Origin of the sequence: Streptomyces sp. NPDC007863 (assembly GCF_040633895.1) — a bacterium.
GTDB lineage: Bacteria > Actinomycetota > Actinomycetes > Streptomycetales > Streptomycetaceae > Streptomyces.
Window position 1 is genome coordinate 362,916 of the sequence record NZ_JBEYEI010000002.1, and the last position, 17,940, is coordinate 380,855.

Genomic DNA, 17,940 nt, shown 5'->3' on the forward strand with positions numbered 1-17,940 from the left:
CGGAACCGAACGACGCCCGCCCCGTCCCCGACCAAGGACTCAGGGGCGGGCGTCGTGGTGTTCTCAGCTCTTGCCGGGGAAGATCCAGGTGACCAGCGAGGCGGCGGACACCGCGAGGACCCCGACGAGCCCCATCCAGCGGGCCCAGGACGTCCTGCGGCGGACCTTCGCCGCCCGGTCCTTCTCGTGCCGCAGCAGGCCCGCGGCGCTGGAGGGGAACGTCGCGCCAGGCCGCTCGTGGACGGCCGACACCATCAGCCACGAGGCCAGGAGCAACAGCAGGAACGCCCCGGCGAGCAGTCCGATGACCCACCAGCGGGGCCCGGTGGTCATCTTGCTCAGGTTCTCCTGGCCCTTGAGCACGAAGACGACCGTCAGCAGACCGGTGAGGGTCGTGAGGAAGTTCCGGTACCCCTCGGCCTGCTGGACCGCGGCCCTCAGCTGCTCCGGCGGTGTCGCCATCGACCGGACGCGCGCCTCGGCGTCCCGCAGCTCCTGGGGCGTGAACCCGCTCACAGCGACGACCCCGGCGGCGGAGGCGCGATCCAGAACGACGCCCCGCAACCCTCCCGCACCTCGGCCGGCCGGTCCACATGCCAGGTCGCGCAGAGGCACATCGCGAACTCCGGCTCCCCATCGGGGAAGAGTCCCGCCTTCTTCCCGATCCGGCGCCCCTTGGCGACGTACTGGACGGCGTCCCACGCCCGGGTCGTCACACACCGGCACACCGGACACTCGCCCGTGGCCTCCACGCCCCCGCCGTCGCGCGGCCGGAAGAGGAAGGTGACGGGGGAGGTGGCAGGCAGATCGTCGGCCTGGTAAGGGACGGCGGAGCTCATGAGCGGGGGCCTCCGGGGCGGTCGGGGAGCGTCAGGTCGAACAGCCGGGCGTAGCGTCGGAGACGGTCGAGGACGTACTCCTGGGTCTGTTCCGTCTCCTCCGAGAGGAGAACGACGTGCTCGGGCGTCACGGTTCCCGCCAGCGCGGGTGCCCGCCCGGTCAACTGCTCGGTGAGGACGACGACATCGACCCAGTTCGGCGTCGTCTCCCGCTCCTCCGGGAGCAGTTCGGGGACGGTGACGTCGAGTCCGAGCGCCCCGAAGGGGGCGTATCGGTCGTAGGTCTCCCCGAGGGGCCAGCCGAAGCGGCCCGCCACGAGGACGAGTTCGAGGGGGCCGAGGCGGCCGGAGCCGAGGAGATCCGCCTTGAAGGCCACGAGATCGAGGGAGGTCGGCTCGAACGCGGCGAGGGGACCGGTGGCTTCGCCGGGAACAGCAGGGCCTCCGAGGGGCTGGAACGCTTCGAACGCCTCGATCGTCGCGCCGAGCGTGTCGTAAGCGGAACGCGTGGCTTGGAGGAGATCCCAGTGCGTCAGCGTGGTGCCGGAGCCGTCCCGTTGCGCTCTCACGGATCCCACCAGGTGGCGTACGAGGAAGTGGTGGGGGACCAGGGAGCCGACCTCCTCCGGAAGGTCGGGGAGACGGAGCGGGAGCCGGACGTCGAGTTGGGCGAGCTCGTCGACGGCGGCGCCCATCGTGGTGCGGACGTCGGCCGCGTACTCCAGCAACAGCGGCATGGGAACCTCTGACCCGAGATGCGTGGGGGTCAGCTCCGTCGCGTAGCTGGCGAAGGCCCGGCCGAGCAGGTCCTCGAGACGGGGCGACATGTGCTCGAACTGGTCCACGACGACGGCGACAGGGTCCGCCAGCAGACCGCACGCCTGCAGAAGGGTGAGTTCCCCGCGGAACTCCTCGGGGGAGGGGGAGGGGCGGTGGCGCTCCACGTCGTGGATCAGACGCCAGGAATTGAGCGGCGCTTCGTCGCCGGACGCGGTGGCAGGGCCGGAATCCTCCTCCTGTACGGACCAGGGCGCCGGGATCCACGTCAGACATTGCGCCGGGACTTCCGGTACGGACACGCCGGTAGCGGGTTCCAGGTCGGCGATCTCCCGGGCCACGGCGCCGAGTGGTCGTCGCAGCGCGGCGCTGCGCTGGACGAGTTGGCGCATGGTCAGCCGGCCCGCCGGAAGCCAAGGAGGCAGCCCGTCGACGTCCCTCGACAGCAGCCTCAGTTCCATGGAGGTCAGGGGAGGGTGGTCCAGGGTCCTCTCGCTCACCGTGGGGGCGAGACGGAATCCGAGCGGTTCCCAGGCCGTGATGCGCTCGGCCAGGCGACGTCGCTGCGCGGGCCGGGGCGCACGCCAGAGCAGGTCGGTCGGGTGCACGGTGGCCGGGTGCCACGCGTCCAGGTCCAGACCCAACGACGTCAGGCGCTCGACCTCCCAGGAGGGCGGCTTCGTCTGCAGATCGATGGTCGCCAGCACGTCCGGCGGGGGGACTTCGACGCCGAGGTTCCACAGGGCGCACAGGTCGGGGACGAGGGCGGAGGGCGGCATGTCGCGTCTTGCGGCCAAAGCCAGCAAGGGGGCGTGGAGCGCCGGGGACGCGGAAGTAGTCCGCCTGGGGGCGGTCTCGTACAACCGGCAGAGGTCCGCCATCGCGGAGCGGGGAACGCCGACCTCGCGCAGCGCGGTGATACTGCGCACAGCCGGGACCTTGACCCCGGCGATGGCGTAGCGGCGCAAGGCCCGGATGCTCCGTACGAGCGGGGTCTTGGCGAGGGCGGCGGCCCGGATCGCCGTATGCCAGCCGTCGATAAAGGCGCCGGGGGTCACGAGCATTGCGTCGAGGCCGACGGGCTCCGGGTAGTGCGCGAACGAGAGTGAGCTATCCGACGGGCGTTCGACACCCAGGGAGGTCAGCCGCCAGGTCTCCTGGAGAATGTCACCAGTGGGGCGCGTTTCAGTGACATGCGAGCGGTCGATGGCGAAGATTCCCGCGCCTCGCACGGGTATGCGGGAGTGGAACGTCCGGTAGTCGTCCGGGTCCGAGTCCAAGACGCCGATGGTGTCCGCCGGCAAGACGTCGAAGAGGTGGACGAGGAGCCATGGCTCGGCCGTCGCCACGTCCCACAGCCACGGCACGGACACCTCGCCGAGAGCCCCGGCCGCCTCCGGGATCCCCGCAAGGATCTCCTCCTCCACCGCTCTCCTGTCGTAGGAGAGCAGGGAGTTCCGATCCACGCTCGGCACCGGGCGGTGCCTCTCCCGGAGGTTGAAGACGAAGCCGGTGACCTCGGGCGCGTTCTCCACCACCACGCCGTCCAGCAGGAGCTGTCCCTTCCCCTGCACGATCCAGTTCGCACCGGCCGGCGCCGGGTCGCCGAACCACTCGAAGGCGCGGTCCTCGGACGCCTGCAGCACCCCGGGTTCCCACTCCTCCGAGCGGATCACCTTGCCGTCCCGGTCCTGCTCCTCCGCCGTCACCGGGAAGTCGCTCACCCACAGGAGCCGCCGCAGCGTCTCCACCACCGACGGCGATTCCGTCTCGGCGTCCTCCGGGCTCAGGTACAGACGGACGACCGTGCCGCCCAGCTGCGGGCCGGTGGCCGTCTCGCGGATCTGGAGGAGGCCGGAGCCGGACTGGACGGTGGCCTGGAGCGGGGAGACCGCACGGTCGAGGTTGCCGTGCTGGTCGATCGCGGCGGTGCTGACCGTGACCTCCTCGGCCAGCATGAAGTAGCTGAACACGCCGATGCCGAAGCGGCTGTTGAAGGGGATCGGCTCCATGCCGACCCGTCGCCAGTTCCGGCGCTCCTGGACGTACTCGGGATCCTGCTCGTACCGCTTGCCGGCGCGGGCGAACATCGACGTGACCTTCTCGCGGCTCATCCCGGAGCCTCCGTCGTGGCACTCGATGTACAGGCGGTCCCCGTCGTACCCCTGGACGAAGCGGATCACGGGGTCGCCGTCCGCGCCGCTGTACCGTTCCCGCCTGCGGCCGTACTCGACCCGCAGCTTCCGGTGGCGGCAGGCGTCCAGGGCGTTCTGGTAGAGCTCGCGCACCGCCAGCATCCGGTCGCCGTACAGTTGGGTGCCCATGAGGAGAGGGCGGATCTCGTCCTCGGCGAGGCGGAAGCGTTCCAGGGGCTTCGTGTACGAGTGGTCCATGGGCTTCAGGAAGTCGGCGGTCACCCGGCGGGGCACCCCGCGGAGCAGGTCGGCGACGTCCTTCCCCTCGCTCCGCGCGGTCCGGTGCAGGGTGCGTACGGAGGAGTCGGCCGTCGCCACGAGCTCTTCGAGCGCGGCGTGCAGCGCCGGATGCGGGCAGTCGAGGCGGAGCGCGTACCCCGTCGTGCCGTCTCGCTCGACCGTCTCCCAGCCGAGGCCGGCGAGTCTGTCGACCACCTCGGCCGGGGCGAGCGGCCGGTGCGCGCCCAGGTGGTCGACGAGCACGCTCGACATGCGGCGCGGATCGGCGGCGAGGAGCGCCGCGAACCACAGCAGGCGGGCGAGCTCCCCGTCGCGCCATCTGTTGCCGGGCACGGGGCGCTCGTCCCGGCTCCAGTGGGGTGTGCCGGTGTCGTCGATGCGGGGGCCGGAGCCCGGGGCGACCGTCATGTGGGGCAGGACCCGGCGGACGTGCTGTCCGACGACGCGGGGTTCGGGCCTGGCGCCGTCCGCGCCGGCCGAGACCGCCGTGACCACCATGTCGAGCAGCCGGTGGACGGCGCCGTAGCCGTTGCCCCGGTCCCACAGCCCGTCCCAGTCCGCGATGAACCGGTGGCGCAGCCAGTGGTCGGCGGCGGTGGCGGCGTCCGTCAGGTGGCGGCGGCGCAGTGCCTCTCCCGCGAGGGCGACCCGTGAATGGGCCCGGCAGGTGTCGGCGGCGGCCTCGCACACGAGCCGGTCGTCGTCCTTGACGGGATCCTCGCCCCGGTCCTCGTTCCACCGGTCGAGCCGGTCCGGACGGAGCCGGGTGAGTTCGCTCAGGGCGACGGCGACGACGCCCTCGTGCAGGAGCGGCGCGGCGAGCAGGGCCGCCGTCTCGGCGGGGGAGAGGCGGTCGGCGGGGTCCAGTCCGGCGTCCTCGACGAGACGGCCGAGCAGGTGGACGACCCGTTCGGGGTACGTCTCGTCGTGCCAGGGGGTGTCGAGCGGGGACTCCGAGACGACCCGGCTCCTGGCGACCTCCGCCGCCAGGTCGGCGAGCCCCTCCTTGACCCGCTCGTGGACCTCGGCGCTGCCCGAGGTGTGCCGCCAGAGGGCCGACTCGGCCACGATCCTCGCCCAGCGGACGGTTTCCTCGGAGCCGCTGCACAGGGGCAGTTCGCGCGCCCACGCCTCGCGTCCCGGAGCGGGGTCGAGCTCGACGGTCGGGGGCGGGCCCTGCATCGTCCGGGTCAGGCGGCCGATGCGCCCCTGGACGAACCCCTTGATCTCGCCGAGCGTCTGCGGCGGATGGGCCGGTGAGAGCGCTTCGGACAGGGCGAGGCCGAAGTAGCTGCCGCGCTCGCGGTCCGCGAAGGTCGCCTGGCCCCGGCTGCTCGCCCGCAGCCAGACCACGTTGTCGTACGCGTCGCCGGCGGCGGTCCGGTTCTTCCGGAAGGCGGTTCCGGTGCTCTCCGTGCGGCAGGTGTCCAGACAGACCACGACGGTCACGCCGGCGGGGACCTCGCCCAGCAGGTCGGTCACGGTCGTCTCGACGAGAGTCTTGGCGATCAGGGTGCCGTCGGCACTGTGCCGGGCGTCGGAGGGAAGGAGGTAGTCGCTGCCGTCGATGGTGACGCCGTGGCTGGAGACGTACACGAAGGCCGTGTCACCGGGGGAGCACTCCCCCAGGAAGTCCACCATGGCCTGCGTGATCATGCCCTGGGAGGTGTCGCGTTGATCGTCCTGCTCATGTCCCGGGTGGAAGGACCGCACCTCGTACTCCGAGGCCAGCAGGGCCTCCTCGATGCGGCGGACGTCGCCGTCGACGCACTCCAGAGGCGGGTAGAGCGCGGCGAGACGCGGGTGCCTCGCCAGAATTCCGGTGTCCCGGACCCCGATGAGCAGAGCCCTGCGGACGCCCGTCGCCGCCTCCGTACCCTGTTCCGCCGTCGTGCCCACACGCCCCCGCTTCCCTCGCTCCGCCCCGAACGGCCATGATTCCAGAAGAGAGAGAGGGGGGCTCATGGCATTGAGTCTGCGGAAGGTCGAGGAGGAGGCGCCCGCGCTGGTCGGCCTCTACAAGACGGCTGGGGAGTCGCTGCGCCGGCACGGGGTCGACGGGCAGCGGGTCGCCGTCTACCTGGTGGTCGACTACTCCGGCTCGATGAAGCCGTACTACCGGGACGGCAGCGTCCAGGCGCTCGCCGACCGGGTCCTCGGGCTCTCCGCGCAGCTCGACGACGACGGGCGGGTGCCGGTCGTCTTCTTCTCCACCGACGTCGACGCCGAGACCGAGATCCGCCTCGACGACCACCAGGGGCGGGTGGACCGGATCGTCGCCGGCCTCGGCCACATGGGCAAGACGAGCTACCACCTCGCCATGGACGCCGTCATCGACCACTACCTCGACAGCGGGGCCACCGCGCCCGCGCTCGTCGTCTTCCAGACCGACGGCGGCCCCGTCAACCGGCTCGCCGCCGAACGGTACGTCTGCAAGGCGGCCCGGCTGCCGATCTTCTGGCAGTTCGTCGGCTTCGGCGACCCCGGCAGCAAGCAGTTCGACTTCCTGCGCCGGCTCGACGAACTCGCCGTCCCCGAGCGCCGGTGCGTCGACAACGCCGGCTTCTTCCACGCCGGGAGGGAGCCCGGCCGGCTCGCGGACGCGGAGCTGTACGACCGGCTGGTCGGCGAGTTCCCCCGCTGGCTCACCGCCGCCCGCGCTCAGGGCATCGTCCGGTCATGACGCCGGCGCGGCCGACAGGCGGGCGAACTGCTCGTCCGTGAGCCGTACGTCCAGCGCGCCCAGGTTCTCCTTCAGATGGCGCTCGGAGGAGGTGCCCGGGATCGGCAGGACGTGCGGCGCCCGGTGCAGCAGCCAGGCCAGGGCCGTCTGCGACGGGGTGGCCCCGAGCTCGCGGGCCACCTCCGCGACCGGGCCGCCCGGAGCCGCGTGCCCGCCCATGGCGATCGGGAAGAAGGGCACGAAGGCGATGCCGCGCCCGGCGGTGTGCTCCAGGACCGCCTCGTGGTCGCGGGCCGCCAGGTTGTACAGGTTCTGCACCGCCGCGACCGGTGCCTCCGCCTCGGCCTCCGCCAACTGGGCCACCGTCACCTCGGAGAGCCCGATGTGCCGGACCTTCCCTTCCTCCCGGAGCCGCCGCAGGGCCCCGAGCTGCTCGGCCACCGGCACGTTCTCGTCCAGCCGGTGCAGGTAGAGCAGATCGATCCGCTCGGTACGGAGCCGGCGCAGGCTCAGCTCGGCCTGCTGGCGCAGATAGGCGGGGTGACCGAGCGGCACCCACTCGGTGGGGGAGGGCCGCACCACGCCCACCTTGGTCGCGACGGCGACCTCGTCCCCGTACGGGGCGAGCGCCTCGGCGAGCAGCTCCTCGCCGGCGCCCAGGGCGTACGCGTCCGCCGTGTCGAAGAGCGTCACCCCGGCGTCGGCGGCCGTCCGCAGCAGCCGGACCGCCGCCGCCCGGTCGGCCGGCGCCGTCCAGATCCGGGCCTCGGGCCCGGTGGGGTCCGAAGGGCCGTCGGCGAGCCGCATGGTGCCGTAGCCGATGCGGCGCACGGGGAGGTCGCCGCCCAGCCGGAATACGGTGGAGTCGTTCGTGTCCGTCGTCGTGTTCGTGTTCGTGTTCGTCGTGTTCGTCGTCATGGGGAGACGCTAGGAGCTCACATGGATGTGAGCTTCAAGCTCCGGCCGTGCGATGTGAGGGGGGTCACATGAAGATCGGTGAGCTGTCGCAGGAGACCGGCGTCGCCGTCCGGCTGCTGCGCTACTACGAGGAGCAGGGCCTGCTCGTCCCGGACCGCACCCCGGGCGGCCAGCGCCGCTACGGCCCCGACGCCCCGGCCGTCGTCCGCCGCATCCGCGCCCTCCTCGGCGCCGGCCTCCCCACCCGGGTCATCGCCGAGGTCCTGGACTGCGTCTGCGGCAGCGAGGCGGAGATCGAGCCCTGCCTCAGCCCCCTCCTGATCGCCCGCCTCGACGCGATCGACGCCCGGATCCACGACCTCCAGGGCGCCCGTTCCTCGCTGGCGGCCCTGGTCGCCGCCACCGAGGGCAAGGCCCTCGCGGACGCCGCCGGATGACGGACCGCCGGAATTCCCTGGCCGCCCTCCGGGGCGAGGGGGATCATGACGCCATGAGCTCTCTCGTACGCCATGTGACCATCGACTGCGCCGACGCCTACACCCTCGCCACGTTCTGGGCGGAGGTGCTCGACGGCAGGCTCGCCGACGACGACAACCCCGGGGACCCCGAGGCCACGGTCGAATCGGCGGGTGCCTCCCTGCTCTTCATCCGGGTCCCCGAGGGGAAGACGGTGAAGAACCGGGTCCACCTGGACCTCCAGCCGCAGGACCGGACCCGGGACGAGGAGGTCGAGCGGTTGCTCGCGCTCGGGGCGAAGCTGCTCGACGACCACCGCAAGCCGGACGGGACGGGCTGGGCGACCCTGGTCGACCCGGAGGGCAACGAGTTCTGCGTGGAGCGCAGCAAGGCGGAGCGGGCCGGCGCCTGACCGCTGCCGGACACCCGGAGCAATCCGGACAGTAGGTGTCGGGTATCCGGTGTTTCCTTGGATCATGAGCGACACCGGAACCCTCACCTGGGCGGACTTCGAAGCCGCCGAACCCGCCTTCGCCGCGACCGTGCGCGAGCGCTTCGGGCAGTACACCCACCACGCCCTCGCGACCCTCAGGAAGGACGGCTCGCCGCGGCTCAGCGGCATCGAGGCCGACTTCCGGGGCGGCGAGCTGTGGCTCGGCATGATGCCGAACTCGCGCAAGGCGCTCGACCTGCGCCGCGACCCCCGGTTCTCGCTGCTCGCCAACCCCGGCTCCGGGACGGACATGGGCGGCGGGGACGTCCGGATCTCCGGCCGGGCCGTCGAGGTCACCGACCCGGACGCGCTCGCGCGGTACGCCGCCGAGGCCGGGGCGCCGCTGCCCTTCCACCTCTTCCGGGTGGAGCCCGCCGAGGTGGTGCGGATCTGGGTGTCGGGCGACGAGATCCACTTCGCCACCTGGCGCCCCGGCCGCGCGCTGCGCACCCTGTCGCGCGGCAACGACGACGCCCCGCCGCGCGAGGACGGGTGACCGCTTCGGCGCGGACGCCCGGGCGCGGACCGACGACAATGGGCGGGTGTCAGCGACCAAGAAGAAGAACCAGGTGAACGCACCGGCGCCCGAGCGGCGCCGGGAACTCCTCGACACCGCCGCCGAGGTGTTCGCCGCCCAGGGGTACAACGCCACCACCGTCCGCAAGATCGCGGACGCCGCCGGCATGCTCGCCGGCAGCCTCTACTACCACTTCGACTCCAAGGAGTCGATGCTCGACGAGATCCTCTCCACCTTCCTCGACGAGCTGTGGGAGGGGTACGACGCCGTCCTCGCCGCCGGTCTCGGTCCCCGGGAGACCATCGAGGCCCTCGTCACCGAGTCCTTCCGGGAGATCGACCGGCACCGCGCCGCCGTCGCCATCTACCAGAAGGAGTCCCGCCACCTCACGGACCTGCCCCGCTTCCACTACCTCGCGGACTCGCAGCGCAGGTTCGAGAAGGCGTGGCTCGGCACCCTGGAGCGGGGTGTGGCGGACGGGGTGTTCCGCGCCGACCTCGACATCCGGCTCACCTACCGCTTCGTCCGGGACACCGTCTGGGTCGCGGCCTCCTGGTACCGGCCGGGCGGCCGGCACAGCCCCGAGGAGATCGCCCGCCAGTACCTGTCGATGGTCCTCGACGGCATCGCGGTGGGCGGCTGACACCCCCCGTCCTCGTCGTACGCGGGTGGGCGCGGCCCCCGCACGGGCCGCGCCGCGCCCCGCGTCAGCCGGCCAGCCGCTCCCGCAGGCCCGCGAGGGCGCGCGGGTCCAGGCCGAGGCCGGCCGTCACATAGCGGTACAGGCCGCCGTAGCCGGCGCGGACCTCGCCGAGGGCCGCGTCCAGGTACTCCTGGCGGACCTCCTGGAGAGGCACGATCAGCTCCGGGTTCTGCATGAGGCCGCCCTGCTTGAGCCCTTCGCGGACCCGGGCGTCGTGGGCGGCGCGGAGGGCGTTGGAGGCCAGGTAGTCCTCGGTGGCGAACCGTTCCGGCACGCCGACGAGGAGCAGCAGCAGCCAACTGGTCCAGCCGGTGCGGTCCTTGCCCGAGGTGCAGTGGTAGAGCGCCGGGCCCGAGCCGGGCGCGGCGAGCTCGCGCAGGGTCCGTCCGAAGGCCTCCCGGTTGGCCGGGTCGGTGACGAAGGTCCGGTACACGTCCGACATGAAGGCGGCCGCCCGCCCGCCGCCGAGCATCTGCTCCTGCCGCACCGGGTCGCGCGAGCCGATCGCGGCCATCAGCTGCCCGAAGAGGCCGTTGTCGGTGACGGGCCGGGAGACCGCGGCCACCCCGGCGGGGAGCCGGTCGGTGCCGTCGTACCCGACCTCCGTCGGGATCCGGAAGTCGACGGCGCGGGCGAGTCCGAGTCCGGCGAGCGTGAGCAGGTCGGCGTCGGTGAGCTTCCCGAGGTGGTCGCCCCGGTAGACGAGTCCGTGGCGGACCCGTTCGCCGTCGTAGGTGGGGTAGCCGCCCAGGTCGCGGACGTTCACCGCGCCCTGGAGCGGGATCTGGCGGATCGGGCTGCCGGTCCTGGGGCGGGCGGCGGCCGGAGGGGCGACCGCGGCCAGGGCGGCGGCGGCGCCGGCGGTACCGGCGGTGCTCAGCAGTGCGCGTCTCGACAGGGGCATGGCCGACTTCCCTTCCACCAAACATTAGTTAGGTGACGTCGAGGGGGAAGGTAGCAGCCCGGTGGGGCCGACGGGGAGGGTCGTGCCGGCTACTCGCCCCCGGAGAGCCCGCGGGCCGCGGCGCGCTGCCGCTCCGTGGCGCCGGTCGGGAAGCGCGGCACCGTGCGCGGAAGGCGCGCGAGGCGCACCCCCGCCCCGGCGGGCGTCAACGGCGGCGCGGGGCGGTCCATTCGAGCCGGGTCCTGACCCGGGCGTCGCGCACGAACTCCAGGGCGGCCAGCGCCGTCTCCCGGGGCGCGCCGTCCGGGTCGCCGTCCGCCAGGACCGCCGCGAGCGCGTCCACCGCCCGCGGGTCCTGCCGGATGGCGAGCCCGCGGGCCGCCTCCGCCGCCGTCTCCGGATCGGGGTCGGCGAGCCGCTCCGCCAGCGCCTCCCGCACGAGCGGGGTGTCGTCCGGCAGCTCGGCGAGGGCCAGCACCGCCCAGTCCCGCACCCGCGCGTCCCCGTCCCGGCTCAGCTCCAGCAGCACCCCGAACGCCTCCAGGTGCCCGGCCGGCACGAGCCCGGCGAGCGCGCCCGCCACCGCCCGCCGCACCTCCGGGTCCGGGTGATCCGCCGCGGCGAGCAGCTCCGGCACCGCCGCCGGGTCCCCGCACGCCCCGAGCGCCGTCACCACCGACAGCACCGGCTCCCGCGCCGGCTCTCCCGCCTCCACCGCCACGCTCCGCAGCACCGGCACCGCGCTCGCCGCGAACCCCGGCAGGGTGCCCAGGACGCGCGCGCCGAGCGCCCGCCGCAGCGGATCGCGGTCGGCGCACCAGGCCGCCGCCGCCACGAAGGTCTCCTCGTCGGCCCGCCCGGCGAGCGCGTCCACCGCCGTCGTCCAGTCGTCCAGCTCCGGGTCGCCGCGGCGCAGCGCCCGCGCGGCCAGCTCCTCGTGCGGCACGCGCAGGCCCAGCGCCACCTCCAGGAGGGTCGCGACCGCCGCGTGCCCGGTCTGCCGCTCGTCGCCGCGCCCGGGCCGCCCGTCCTCCCGCAGCAGCTCGACGACCACGGTCACCCCGCCGTCCTCCCGCACCCGCCGCACCACGGCCTCGTACGTCTCCCCGCCGCCGTTCCCGGCGACGAGTCCGCGCCGCAGCTCGGCCGCCACGTCCACCCCGATCCACCGCCGCGCCTCCCGCAGCGCGCCCTCGGCGCCCCGCGCCCCGCCGTCGAGCAGCGCCCGTACGCAGGCGGCGGAGCCCCGCCGGGCGGCGGCGGCCAGCGGCTCAAGGCCGTCGGGTCCGACCCGGTCGGGCGCGGCCCCGGCCGCGAGCAGCGCCCGTACGACCTCGGCGTGCCCGAGCCGCACCGCCCAGGCCAGCGCGGTGAATCCGAACTCCTCCTCCTGGTCGACCCCGGCGCCCGCCGCGAGCAGTGCCCGCACGGTCTCGGCGTGCCCGCCGCAGGCCGCCCCGCACAGCGGCAGATCGCCGCCCTCGGGCCCACTCGCCCGCCCCGGGTCGGCCCCGGCGGCGAGCAGCAGCCGTACGATCCCCGGTTCGTCGGCGACCGCCGCCCGGTAGAGGGCGGTCTCCCCGTCGTCGGTGGCCTCGGGGTCGGCCCCCGCGCGCAGGGCCCGGACGACCGCGTCCTCGTCCCCGCCCGTGATGGCGTCGAACAGCGTGCTCATGGCACGACCCTGACCCGCCGTCCGGTCCGGGCGCAAATCCGTTCCGGCCGGCTCAGCGCTTGCGCGCCTCGATGAGGAAGCGGCTCGTCGTGGCCGTGAACGGCCCCTCGCGGCCGATCCGTTCGTGCAGCTCCCGCAGCCGGTCCCGGTACGCCTCCACCGTGAAGCCCGGCACCATCCAGATCACCTTCCGCAGGAACCAGACCACCGCGCCGACGTCCCGGAACTCGGTCCGCAGCGCCTCCGCGCGCAGGTCCACCACCTCCAGGCCAGCCGCCTCGGCGTCCCGCCGCGCGTCCTCGGGGTGCCGGGCCCGGCGGACCTCCTCCGGCTGCGGACCGAGGAAGTACTCGACCAGCTCGAAGACGCTGGCCGGGCCCACCTGCTGGGAGAGGTAGGTGCCTCCGGGCCGCAGCACGCGGGCGATCTCGGCCCACCACACGGTCACCGGGTGGCGGCTGACGACCAGGTCGAAGGCGGCGTCGCCGAAGGGCAGCGGCGGCTCGTCCTCGTCGTGGACGACGACCGCGCCGAGCGGGTGCAGCAGCCGGGTCGCCGCGGCCACGTTCGGCGGCCAGGACTCGGTGGCCGCCGTCAGCGGCGGCAGCTTCCCCGCCCCGGCCAGCACCTCCCCGCCGCCGGTCTGGACGTCCAGCGCGGCCGTGGCCGCGGCCAGCCGCTCGCCGAGCAGCCGCTGGTAGCCCCAGGAGGGCCGCTGCTCGGCGGCCCGACCGTCGAGCCAGGAGAAGTCCCAGCCCTCCATCGGGGCCGCCTCGGCCTCCGCCACCAGGTCTTCGAAACTCCGCGTCATGCCCGCATTGTCCCCATCGGGGCCGTGACGTGCGCGGATTTTTTCACCCGGCGCAGTCGTGGACCGCCCCGCACAGCCGGCAGCGGGCCCGTACGTCGCGTCCGGCCGGGACGCGCAGCCGCTGGTGGCAGACCGGGCAGGGGAAGGTGACGCCGGTCGCGGGCGCGCCGCCGGTGAAGGCGTACGGGGCGTCGGGGGCGGCGCGGCCGAGCCGGCGGTCGTGGGCGTAGCGGCGGCGGGCCGTCCAGCCCGCGGCGGCGAGCGGCGGCAGCCGCCGTTCCCGGCGCGCCTCCGCCCGGCCGCGCCGCCAGGCCTCGTACGCGGCCGCGCTGGTGAACCACGGCGAGGGGTCCTCGCCGAAGAGCTCGGCGCGCCGGGCGAGCACCCAGCCGAACTCCTCCGGGGTGAGGTAGCCGAGCTTCTGGCTCTCGGCGCCGTCCTGCCGGAAGGCGTCGAGAAGCAGCCAGCCCGCGCCGAGGTAGGCGGTCACGACGTCGGTGAGGATCTCGTTCCGTTCCCCGTCGGGGAAGCCCAGGCCGAGGCGGTGCAGCAGGACGTGGGTGATCTCGTGGGCGAGGGCGGCGCCGATGTCCCGGGGGCGGCCCCGGAAGCGTGCGTTGAGTTCGACGAAGTACTCGGGTCCCGCGGCGAGTTCGACGGTGGCGGCGTGCTCCATCTCGCGGAACGACACCACCATCCGGGCTTCCGGGAGGCGCAGGTGGCGGACCAGGACCCCGGCGACCCGGGTGGCGCCGAGGAGCGGGTCCTCGCCGGGGGAGAGGGCCACGTCGGCGGCGGTCACGCTGGTCGGATAGCGGTCGACGCCGGTGGGTCCGAGGCGGCGGTAGAGGGCGGTGAGCGAGGCCCGTACGGCCTCCCGGTGGGGGAAGCCGTGCTCCACCCCATGGGTGTCCTCGCGGACCCGGTCGGCCCCGTGGCGGTCCGTCATGCGTCCTCACCCCCGCCCTCCACTGTACGGTCCGGGCACGATGTCTGGCCGAAAAGGCTTCCTTGTGGCGGCAGTTGAAGCTGTCCATAATCCGGACATGGCTTGACGGGCGCATGTCAGCAAGCGGGGCGTGCGCGACCCACCGTCGGTGCCGCACCCCCCATGCGCCACCCCCCACGAAAGAAGGCAGACCGTGCAGAAGAACAGGTTCGTCCGCACCCTGCAGAAACTCGCCGCCGCCGGCGCCGTCGCGCTCGCCGCGCTCAGCCTCCAGCCCGCCTCCACCGCCACCGCGGCCCCCGCGCCGGTCGTCGGCGGCACCCGCGCCGCCCAGGGCGAGTTCCCCTGGATGGTCCGGCTCTCCATGGGCTGCGGCGGCTCCCTGATCAGCCCGCAGATCGTCCTCACCGCCGCCCACTGCGTCAGCGGCTCCGGCAACAACACCTCCATCACCGCCACCGCCGGCGTCGTGGACCTCCAGTCGAGCAGCGCCATCAAGGTCCGCTCCACCAAGGTCCTCCAGGCCCCCGGCTACAACGGCAAGGGCAAGGACTGGGCGCTCATCAAGCTCGCCAGCCCCATCACCTCGCTGCCCACCCTGAAGATCGCCGAGACCACCGCGTACAACAGCGGCACCTTCACCGTGGCCGGCTGGGGCGCGGCCCGCGAGGGCGGCGCGCAGCAGCGCTACCTCCTCAAGGCCAACGTCCCCTTCGTCTCGGACGTCTCCTGCCAGGCCGCGTACGGCAGCGACCTGGTCCCGTCCGAGGAGATCTGCGCCGGATACAGCCAGGGCGGGGTCGACACCTGCCAGGGCGACTCCGGCGGCCCGATGTTCCGCAAGGACAACGCCGGCGCCTGGATCCAGGTCGGCATCGTGAGCTGGGGCGAGGGCTGCGCGCGGGCCGGCTACCCCGGCGTCTACACGGAGGTCTCGACCTTCGCCGCCGCGATCAAGTCCGCCGCGGCCACGCTGTAACCCACCCCAGGACCGGGGCCCCGGGGCGGCACAGCGCCCCGGGGCCCCACCCCGTCCCCCTCAGCGCAGCTCCACACCCGAGGGCCCGTCGCCCTCCAGCTCCAGCACCCACACCTCGTTCGTCCCCTCCCGCAGCACCGGGCCCGGCACGAACAGGCCCTCCTGCGGGCCCGCCGACGGCCAGGAGCGGCCCAGGCAGAAGCCGTTCACCCAGACGAAGCCCCGGCCCGCGCCCGGCAGCCGCAGCTCCGCGTCCCCGGCGCCCGCCACCTCCACCGAGGCCCGGTACAGACCCCGCCCGTCGGACCGCTCCGCCGCCGGCCGGAACGGCACCCGGCCCACCGCCTCCGCCGTGAACGCGTCCAGGCGCAGCCCCCGGGCCCGTACCCCGTGCACGTACTGCCGCTCGTGCAGCAGCCCACCGGTGATCCCCTTCGGCTCGGCGAGCCGCGGCCCGTAGTTCACCCGGCCCAGCGACTCCACCCACACGTCCACGACCGCCGGCCCCGCCACCGGCTCGGGCAGCACCGCGTCCTCCTCCGTGAGCACCCCGGCGAAGACGCCGTCCACCCACACCTGCGCCCGGTCCCGCAGCCCCGTCACCGCCAGCGGATACGGCTGCCGCGGCCCCGGCACGAAGAAGCGGTACCGCACCAGACCCCGGTCCACGTCCAGCTCCTCGAAGGTCGGCGGCACCCCCGCCTCGGCCTCCCGACGGCCCAGCGCCCCCAGGACCGCGCCGAGCGACGCCCACTGGGCCGCCTCCGCCCGCACCGGCGCCGCCAGCCGCGCCGGCGGCTCCGGCACCTCGGGCAGCGGGCCCGCCGCGTACCGCGCCAGCACCTCCCGGAAGCGGTGGTACTTCTCCGTGGGCCGGCCCCACTCGTCCACCGGGGCGTCGTAGTCGTACGAGGTCACCGTCGGCAGCAGCCGGCCGTCGTGCAGGTCGCCCGAGCGGTTCGCGCCCGCCCAGCCGCCGAAGTTCGAGCCCCCGTGCGCCATGTAGACGTTCACCGACGCCCCGCGCTTCAGGACCTCCCGCAGCGCCTCCGCCGCGTCCGCCGCGTCCCGCGCCGCGTGCTCCGTGCCCCAGTGGTCGAACCAGCCGCACCAGAACTCCATGCACATCAGCGGCCCCGACGGACGGTGCCGGCGCAGCGCCGCGAACCCCTCCTCCGCGCCCGAGCCGAAGTTCGCCGTCGCGAGCACCCCCGGCACCGAACCGCCCGTCAGCATGTGGTCCTCCGGCCCGTCCGAGGTGAAGAGCGGCACCGTCACCCCGCACTCCCGCAGCAGCCCCGCCAGCCACTCCAGATAGCGGGCGTCACTCCCGTAACTCCCGTACTCGTTCTCCACCTGGACCATCAGCACCGGCCCGCCCCGGTCCGCCTGCCGCGCCACCACCTGCGGCAGCAGCCGCCGGAACCACCGCTCCACCGGCGCCAGGAACTCCGGGTCCCGGGTCCGCACCCGCCGCCCCAGCGGCCCCGTCACCCAGTGCGGAAGCCCCCCGTTCTCCCACTCCGCGCAGATGTAGGGTCCCGGGCGCACGAGCGCCCGCATCCCCGCCGCCGCCACCGCGTCCAGGAAGCGGCCCAGCGCCTCCGGATCCGCCCACCGGCCCGGCTCCGGCTCGTGCAGGTTCCACGGCACGTACGTCTCCACGCACTCCAGGCCCATCGCCCGCAGCATCCGGAGCCGGTGCTCCCAGTGCCCCTCGTGCACCCGGAAGTAGTGCAGCGCCCCCGACAGCAGCCGCACCGGCCGCCCGTCGAGCAGAAAGTCCTCGTCACCCACAGCGAACGTGCTCATGGCCTCACCCTCGCCCCCTGGCGGCGGACCGGTCCATGGACAAAGATCGTCGCAGTTTGGACGTTAGACAGGGCGCGGAGGGGCGGGCCGGCGGATGTACCACACCTGGATGCGCTACTTCACGCCCGGCCCCGTTCACCACCGCCTCGGCCTCGTCTGCCTCGGCGTCGGACTCCAGCACGGCAGGCTCCCCGTCGTCGGCCCCCGCACCCTCGACCACCACGTCGCCGTCCTCGTCTCCGCCGGCGGCGGCTGGTACCGCTCCGCAGACGGCCGCACCACCCCCGTCGCCGCCCCCGCCCTCCTCTGGCTCACCCCCGGCGTCCCCCACCACTACGGCGCCGACCCCGCCACCGGCTGGGACGAGTCCTTCGTCGACTTCACCGGACCCGCCGCCGCCACCTACACCGAACTCGGCTACATCGAACCCGACCGGCCCGTCGTCCCCCTCGCCGACGCCGGCCCCGCCCGCGCCGCCATCGGCCGCATCGCCCGCGCCGCCCGCCCCGGCAACCCGCTCCTGGAGGTCGAGACCGCCGCCGCCGTCCACGAACTCCTCGTCGCCCTGCGCCGCGCCCGCGCCGACACCGACGCCGACGGCGACCCCGTCCTCACCGGCCTCGCCCGCGACGCCTTCCAGCCGCTCTCCGTCGCCGAACACGCCGCCCGGCACGGAATGACCGCCGCCGAGCTGCGCGCCGCCGTCCGCCGCGCCGCCGGCTGCAGCCCCAAGGACTACCTGCTCACCGTCCGCCTCGGCCGCGCCAAGGAACTCCTCGCCGCCACCGAACTGCCCGTCGCCTCCGTCGCCCGCCGCGTCGGCTACGACGACCCCGCCTACTTCTCCCGCCTCTTCACCCGAAGGGTCGGACTGGCCCCCGTCCGCTTCCGCGAGCAGCAGGGCCGCGCCGTCCACGGCGGCTGGAGCGACCGCGTACCGGATCCCGAACACCCGCCCACCCTCACCGGGGACTCCGGCTAGGCTCGCT

16 protein-coding genes are annotated in these 17,940 nt (G+C 74.1%); 7 read left to right on the forward strand and 9 right to left on the reverse strand.

Annotation, left to right across the window (positions count from 1 at the left end; all coding sequences use genetic code 11):
- Positions 1–63: 63 nt before the first annotated feature.
- From ABZ621_RS04275 to ABZ621_RS04285, 3 genes are read right to left on the reverse strand one after another with little or no spacing between them, the layout of a single operon-like run.
- On the reverse strand, positions 64–516 hold the full coding sequence (locus ABZ621_RS04275; protein WP_360600508.1) for a hypothetical protein: 453 nt from the start codon (positions 514–516) through the stop codon (positions 64–66).
- Positions 513–839, reverse strand: a complete 327-nt coding sequence (locus tag ABZ621_RS04280; RefSeq protein WP_360600510.1) for a hypothetical protein — start codon at positions 837–839, stop codon at positions 513–515. The genes ABZ621_RS04275 and ABZ621_RS04280 overlap by 4 nt, the downstream gene beginning before the upstream one ends.
- Positions 836–5,950: a caspase family protein gene (locus ABZ621_RS04285; RefSeq protein WP_360600512.1), complete on the reverse strand. Its 5,115-nt coding sequence runs from the start codon at positions 5,948–5,950 to the stop codon at positions 836–838. Before ABZ621_RS04285 ends, ABZ621_RS04280 begins: the two co-directional genes overlap by 4 nt.
- 64 nt (positions 5,951–6,014) lie before the next feature.
- Here ABZ621_RS04285 and ABZ621_RS04290 point away from each other — a divergent pair, with 64 nt between their 5' ends.
- On the forward strand, positions 6,015–6,734 hold the full coding sequence (locus ABZ621_RS04290) for a VWA domain-containing protein (RefSeq protein WP_360600514.1): 720 nt from the start codon (positions 6,015–6,017) through the stop codon (positions 6,732–6,734).
- Here ABZ621_RS04290 and ABZ621_RS04295 read toward each other — a convergent pair.
- A complete protein-coding gene (locus ABZ621_RS04295; protein ID WP_360600515.1) occupies positions 6,729–7,652 on the reverse strand; it encodes an aldo/keto reductase in 924 nt (307 codons plus the stop codon). The genes ABZ621_RS04290 and ABZ621_RS04295 overlap by 6 nt on opposite strands.
- Positions 7,653–7,720: 68 nt before the next feature.
- Here ABZ621_RS04295 and ABZ621_RS04300 point away from each other — a divergent pair, with 68 nt between their 5' ends.
- The 4 genes from ABZ621_RS04300 (at position 7,721) to ABZ621_RS04315 (ending at position 9,761) form a co-directional block, all read left to right on the forward strand.
- On the forward strand, positions 7,721–8,089 hold the full coding sequence (locus tag ABZ621_RS04300; protein ID WP_360600517.1) for a MerR family transcriptional regulator: 369 nt from the start codon (positions 7,721–7,723) through the stop codon (positions 8,087–8,089).
- Between the two features lie 53 nt (positions 8,090–8,142).
- Positions 8,143–8,520: a VOC family protein gene (locus tag ABZ621_RS04305; RefSeq protein ID WP_360600519.1), complete on the forward strand. Its 378-nt coding sequence runs from the start codon at positions 8,143–8,145 to the stop codon at positions 8,518–8,520.
- 64 nt (positions 8,521–8,584) lie between these two features.
- Complete coding sequence (locus ABZ621_RS04310) at positions 8,585–9,097, forward strand: pyridoxamine 5'-phosphate oxidase family protein (protein ID WP_360600521.1); 513 nt, start codon at positions 8,585–8,587, stop codon at positions 9,095–9,097.
- Between the two features lie 46 nt (positions 9,098–9,143).
- Entirely contained in the window at positions 9,144–9,761 is a 618-nt protein-coding gene (locus ABZ621_RS04315; RefSeq protein ID WP_360600523.1) for a TetR/AcrR family transcriptional regulator, read from the forward strand.
- 64 nt (positions 9,762–9,825) lie between these two features.
- Here ABZ621_RS04315 and ABZ621_RS04320 read toward each other — a convergent pair whose 3' ends face one another.
- The 4 genes from ABZ621_RS04320 to ABZ621_RS04335 form a co-directional block, all read right to left on the reverse strand.
- On the reverse strand, positions 9,826–10,725 hold the full coding sequence (locus ABZ621_RS04320) for a tyrosine-protein phosphatase (RefSeq protein ID WP_360600525.1): 900 nt from the start codon (positions 10,723–10,725) through the stop codon (positions 9,826–9,828).
- Positions 10,726–10,930: 205 nt separating this feature from the next.
- On the reverse strand, positions 10,931–12,400 hold the full coding sequence (locus ABZ621_RS04325) for an ankyrin repeat domain-containing protein (RefSeq protein ID WP_360600527.1): 1,470 nt from the start codon (positions 12,398–12,400) through the stop codon (positions 10,931–10,933).
- A 52-nt stretch (positions 12,401–12,452) separates the two neighbouring features.
- Positions 12,453–13,211: a class I SAM-dependent methyltransferase gene (locus ABZ621_RS04330; RefSeq protein ID WP_360600529.1), complete on the reverse strand. Its 759-nt coding sequence runs from the start codon at positions 13,209–13,211 to the stop codon at positions 12,453–12,455.
- Positions 13,212–13,254: 43 nt separating this feature from the next.
- Entirely contained in the window at positions 13,255–14,160 is a 906-nt protein-coding gene (locus tag ABZ621_RS04335) for a hypothetical protein (protein ID WP_360600531.1), read from the reverse strand.
- A gap of 193 nt (positions 14,161–14,353) precedes the next feature.
- Here ABZ621_RS04335 and ABZ621_RS04340 point away from each other — a divergent pair, with 193 nt between their 5' ends.
- Complete coding sequence (locus tag ABZ621_RS04340) at positions 14,354–15,139, forward strand: serine protease (protein ID WP_360600533.1); 786 nt, start codon at positions 14,354–14,356, stop codon at positions 15,137–15,139.
- Positions 15,140–15,199: 60 nt separating this feature from the next.
- Here ABZ621_RS04340 and ABZ621_RS04345 read toward each other — a convergent pair whose 3' ends face one another.
- Positions 15,200–16,951 carry a beta-galactosidase family protein gene (locus ABZ621_RS04345; protein WP_360600535.1) on the reverse strand — a complete coding sequence of 584 codons (1,752 nt, stop codon included), beginning with the start codon at positions 16,949–16,951 and terminating at the stop codon, positions 15,200–15,202.
- Positions 16,952–17,045: 94 nt separating this feature from the next.
- Here ABZ621_RS04345 and ABZ621_RS04350 point away from each other — a divergent pair, with 94 nt between their 5' ends.
- Positions 17,046–17,933, forward strand: a complete 888-nt coding sequence (locus tag ABZ621_RS04350; RefSeq protein ID WP_169085826.1) for an AraC family transcriptional regulator — start codon at positions 17,046–17,048, stop codon at positions 17,931–17,933.
- The last annotated feature ends 7 nt before the right edge of the window (positions 17,934–17,940 follow it).

Excerpts from the sequence above, each read along its gene's own strand:
- ABZ621_RS04280 (WP_360600510.1), bottom strand. The coding sequence starts at position 839 with ATGAGCTCCGCCGTCCCTTACCAGGCCGACGATCTGCCTGCCACCTCC.
- ABZ621_RS04290 (WP_360600514.1), top strand. The coding sequence starts at position 6,015 with ATGGCATTGAGTCTGCGGAAGGTCGAGGAGGAGGCGCCCGCGCTGGTC.
- ABZ621_RS04295 (WP_360600515.1), bottom strand. The coding sequence starts at position 7,652 with ATGACGACGAACACGACGAACACGAACACGAACACGACGACGGACACG.
- ABZ621_RS04300 (WP_360600517.1), top strand. The coding sequence starts at position 7,721 with ATGAAGATCGGTGAGCTGTCGCAGGAGACCGGCGTCGCCGTCCGGCTG.
- ABZ621_RS04305 (WP_360600519.1), top strand. The coding sequence starts at position 8,143 with ATGAGCTCTCTCGTACGCCATGTGACCATCGACTGCGCCGACGCCTAC.
- ABZ621_RS04310 (WP_360600521.1), top strand. The coding sequence starts at position 8,585 with ATGAGCGACACCGGAACCCTCACCTGGGCGGACTTCGAAGCCGCCGAA.
- ABZ621_RS04320 (WP_360600525.1), bottom strand. The coding sequence starts at position 10,725 with ATGCCCCTGTCGAGACGCGCACTGCTGAGCACCGCCGGTACCGCCGGC.
- ABZ621_RS04325 (WP_360600527.1), bottom strand. The coding sequence starts at position 12,400 with ATGAGCACGCTGTTCGACGCCATCACGGGCGGGGACGAGGACGCGGTC.
- ABZ621_RS04330 (WP_360600529.1), bottom strand. The coding sequence starts at position 13,211 with ATGACGCGGAGTTTCGAAGACCTGGTGGCGGAGGCCGAGGCGGCCCCG.
- ABZ621_RS04335 (WP_360600531.1), bottom strand. The coding sequence starts at position 14,160 with ATGACGGACCGCCACGGGGCCGACCGGGTCCGCGAGGACACCCATGGG.
- ABZ621_RS04345 (WP_360600535.1), bottom strand. The coding sequence starts at position 16,951 with ATGAGCACGTTCGCTGTGGGTGACGAGGACTTTCTGCTCGACGGGCGG.
- ABZ621_RS04350 (WP_169085826.1), top strand. The coding sequence starts at position 17,046 with ATGTACCACACCTGGATGCGCTACTTCACGCCCGGCCCCGTTCACCAC.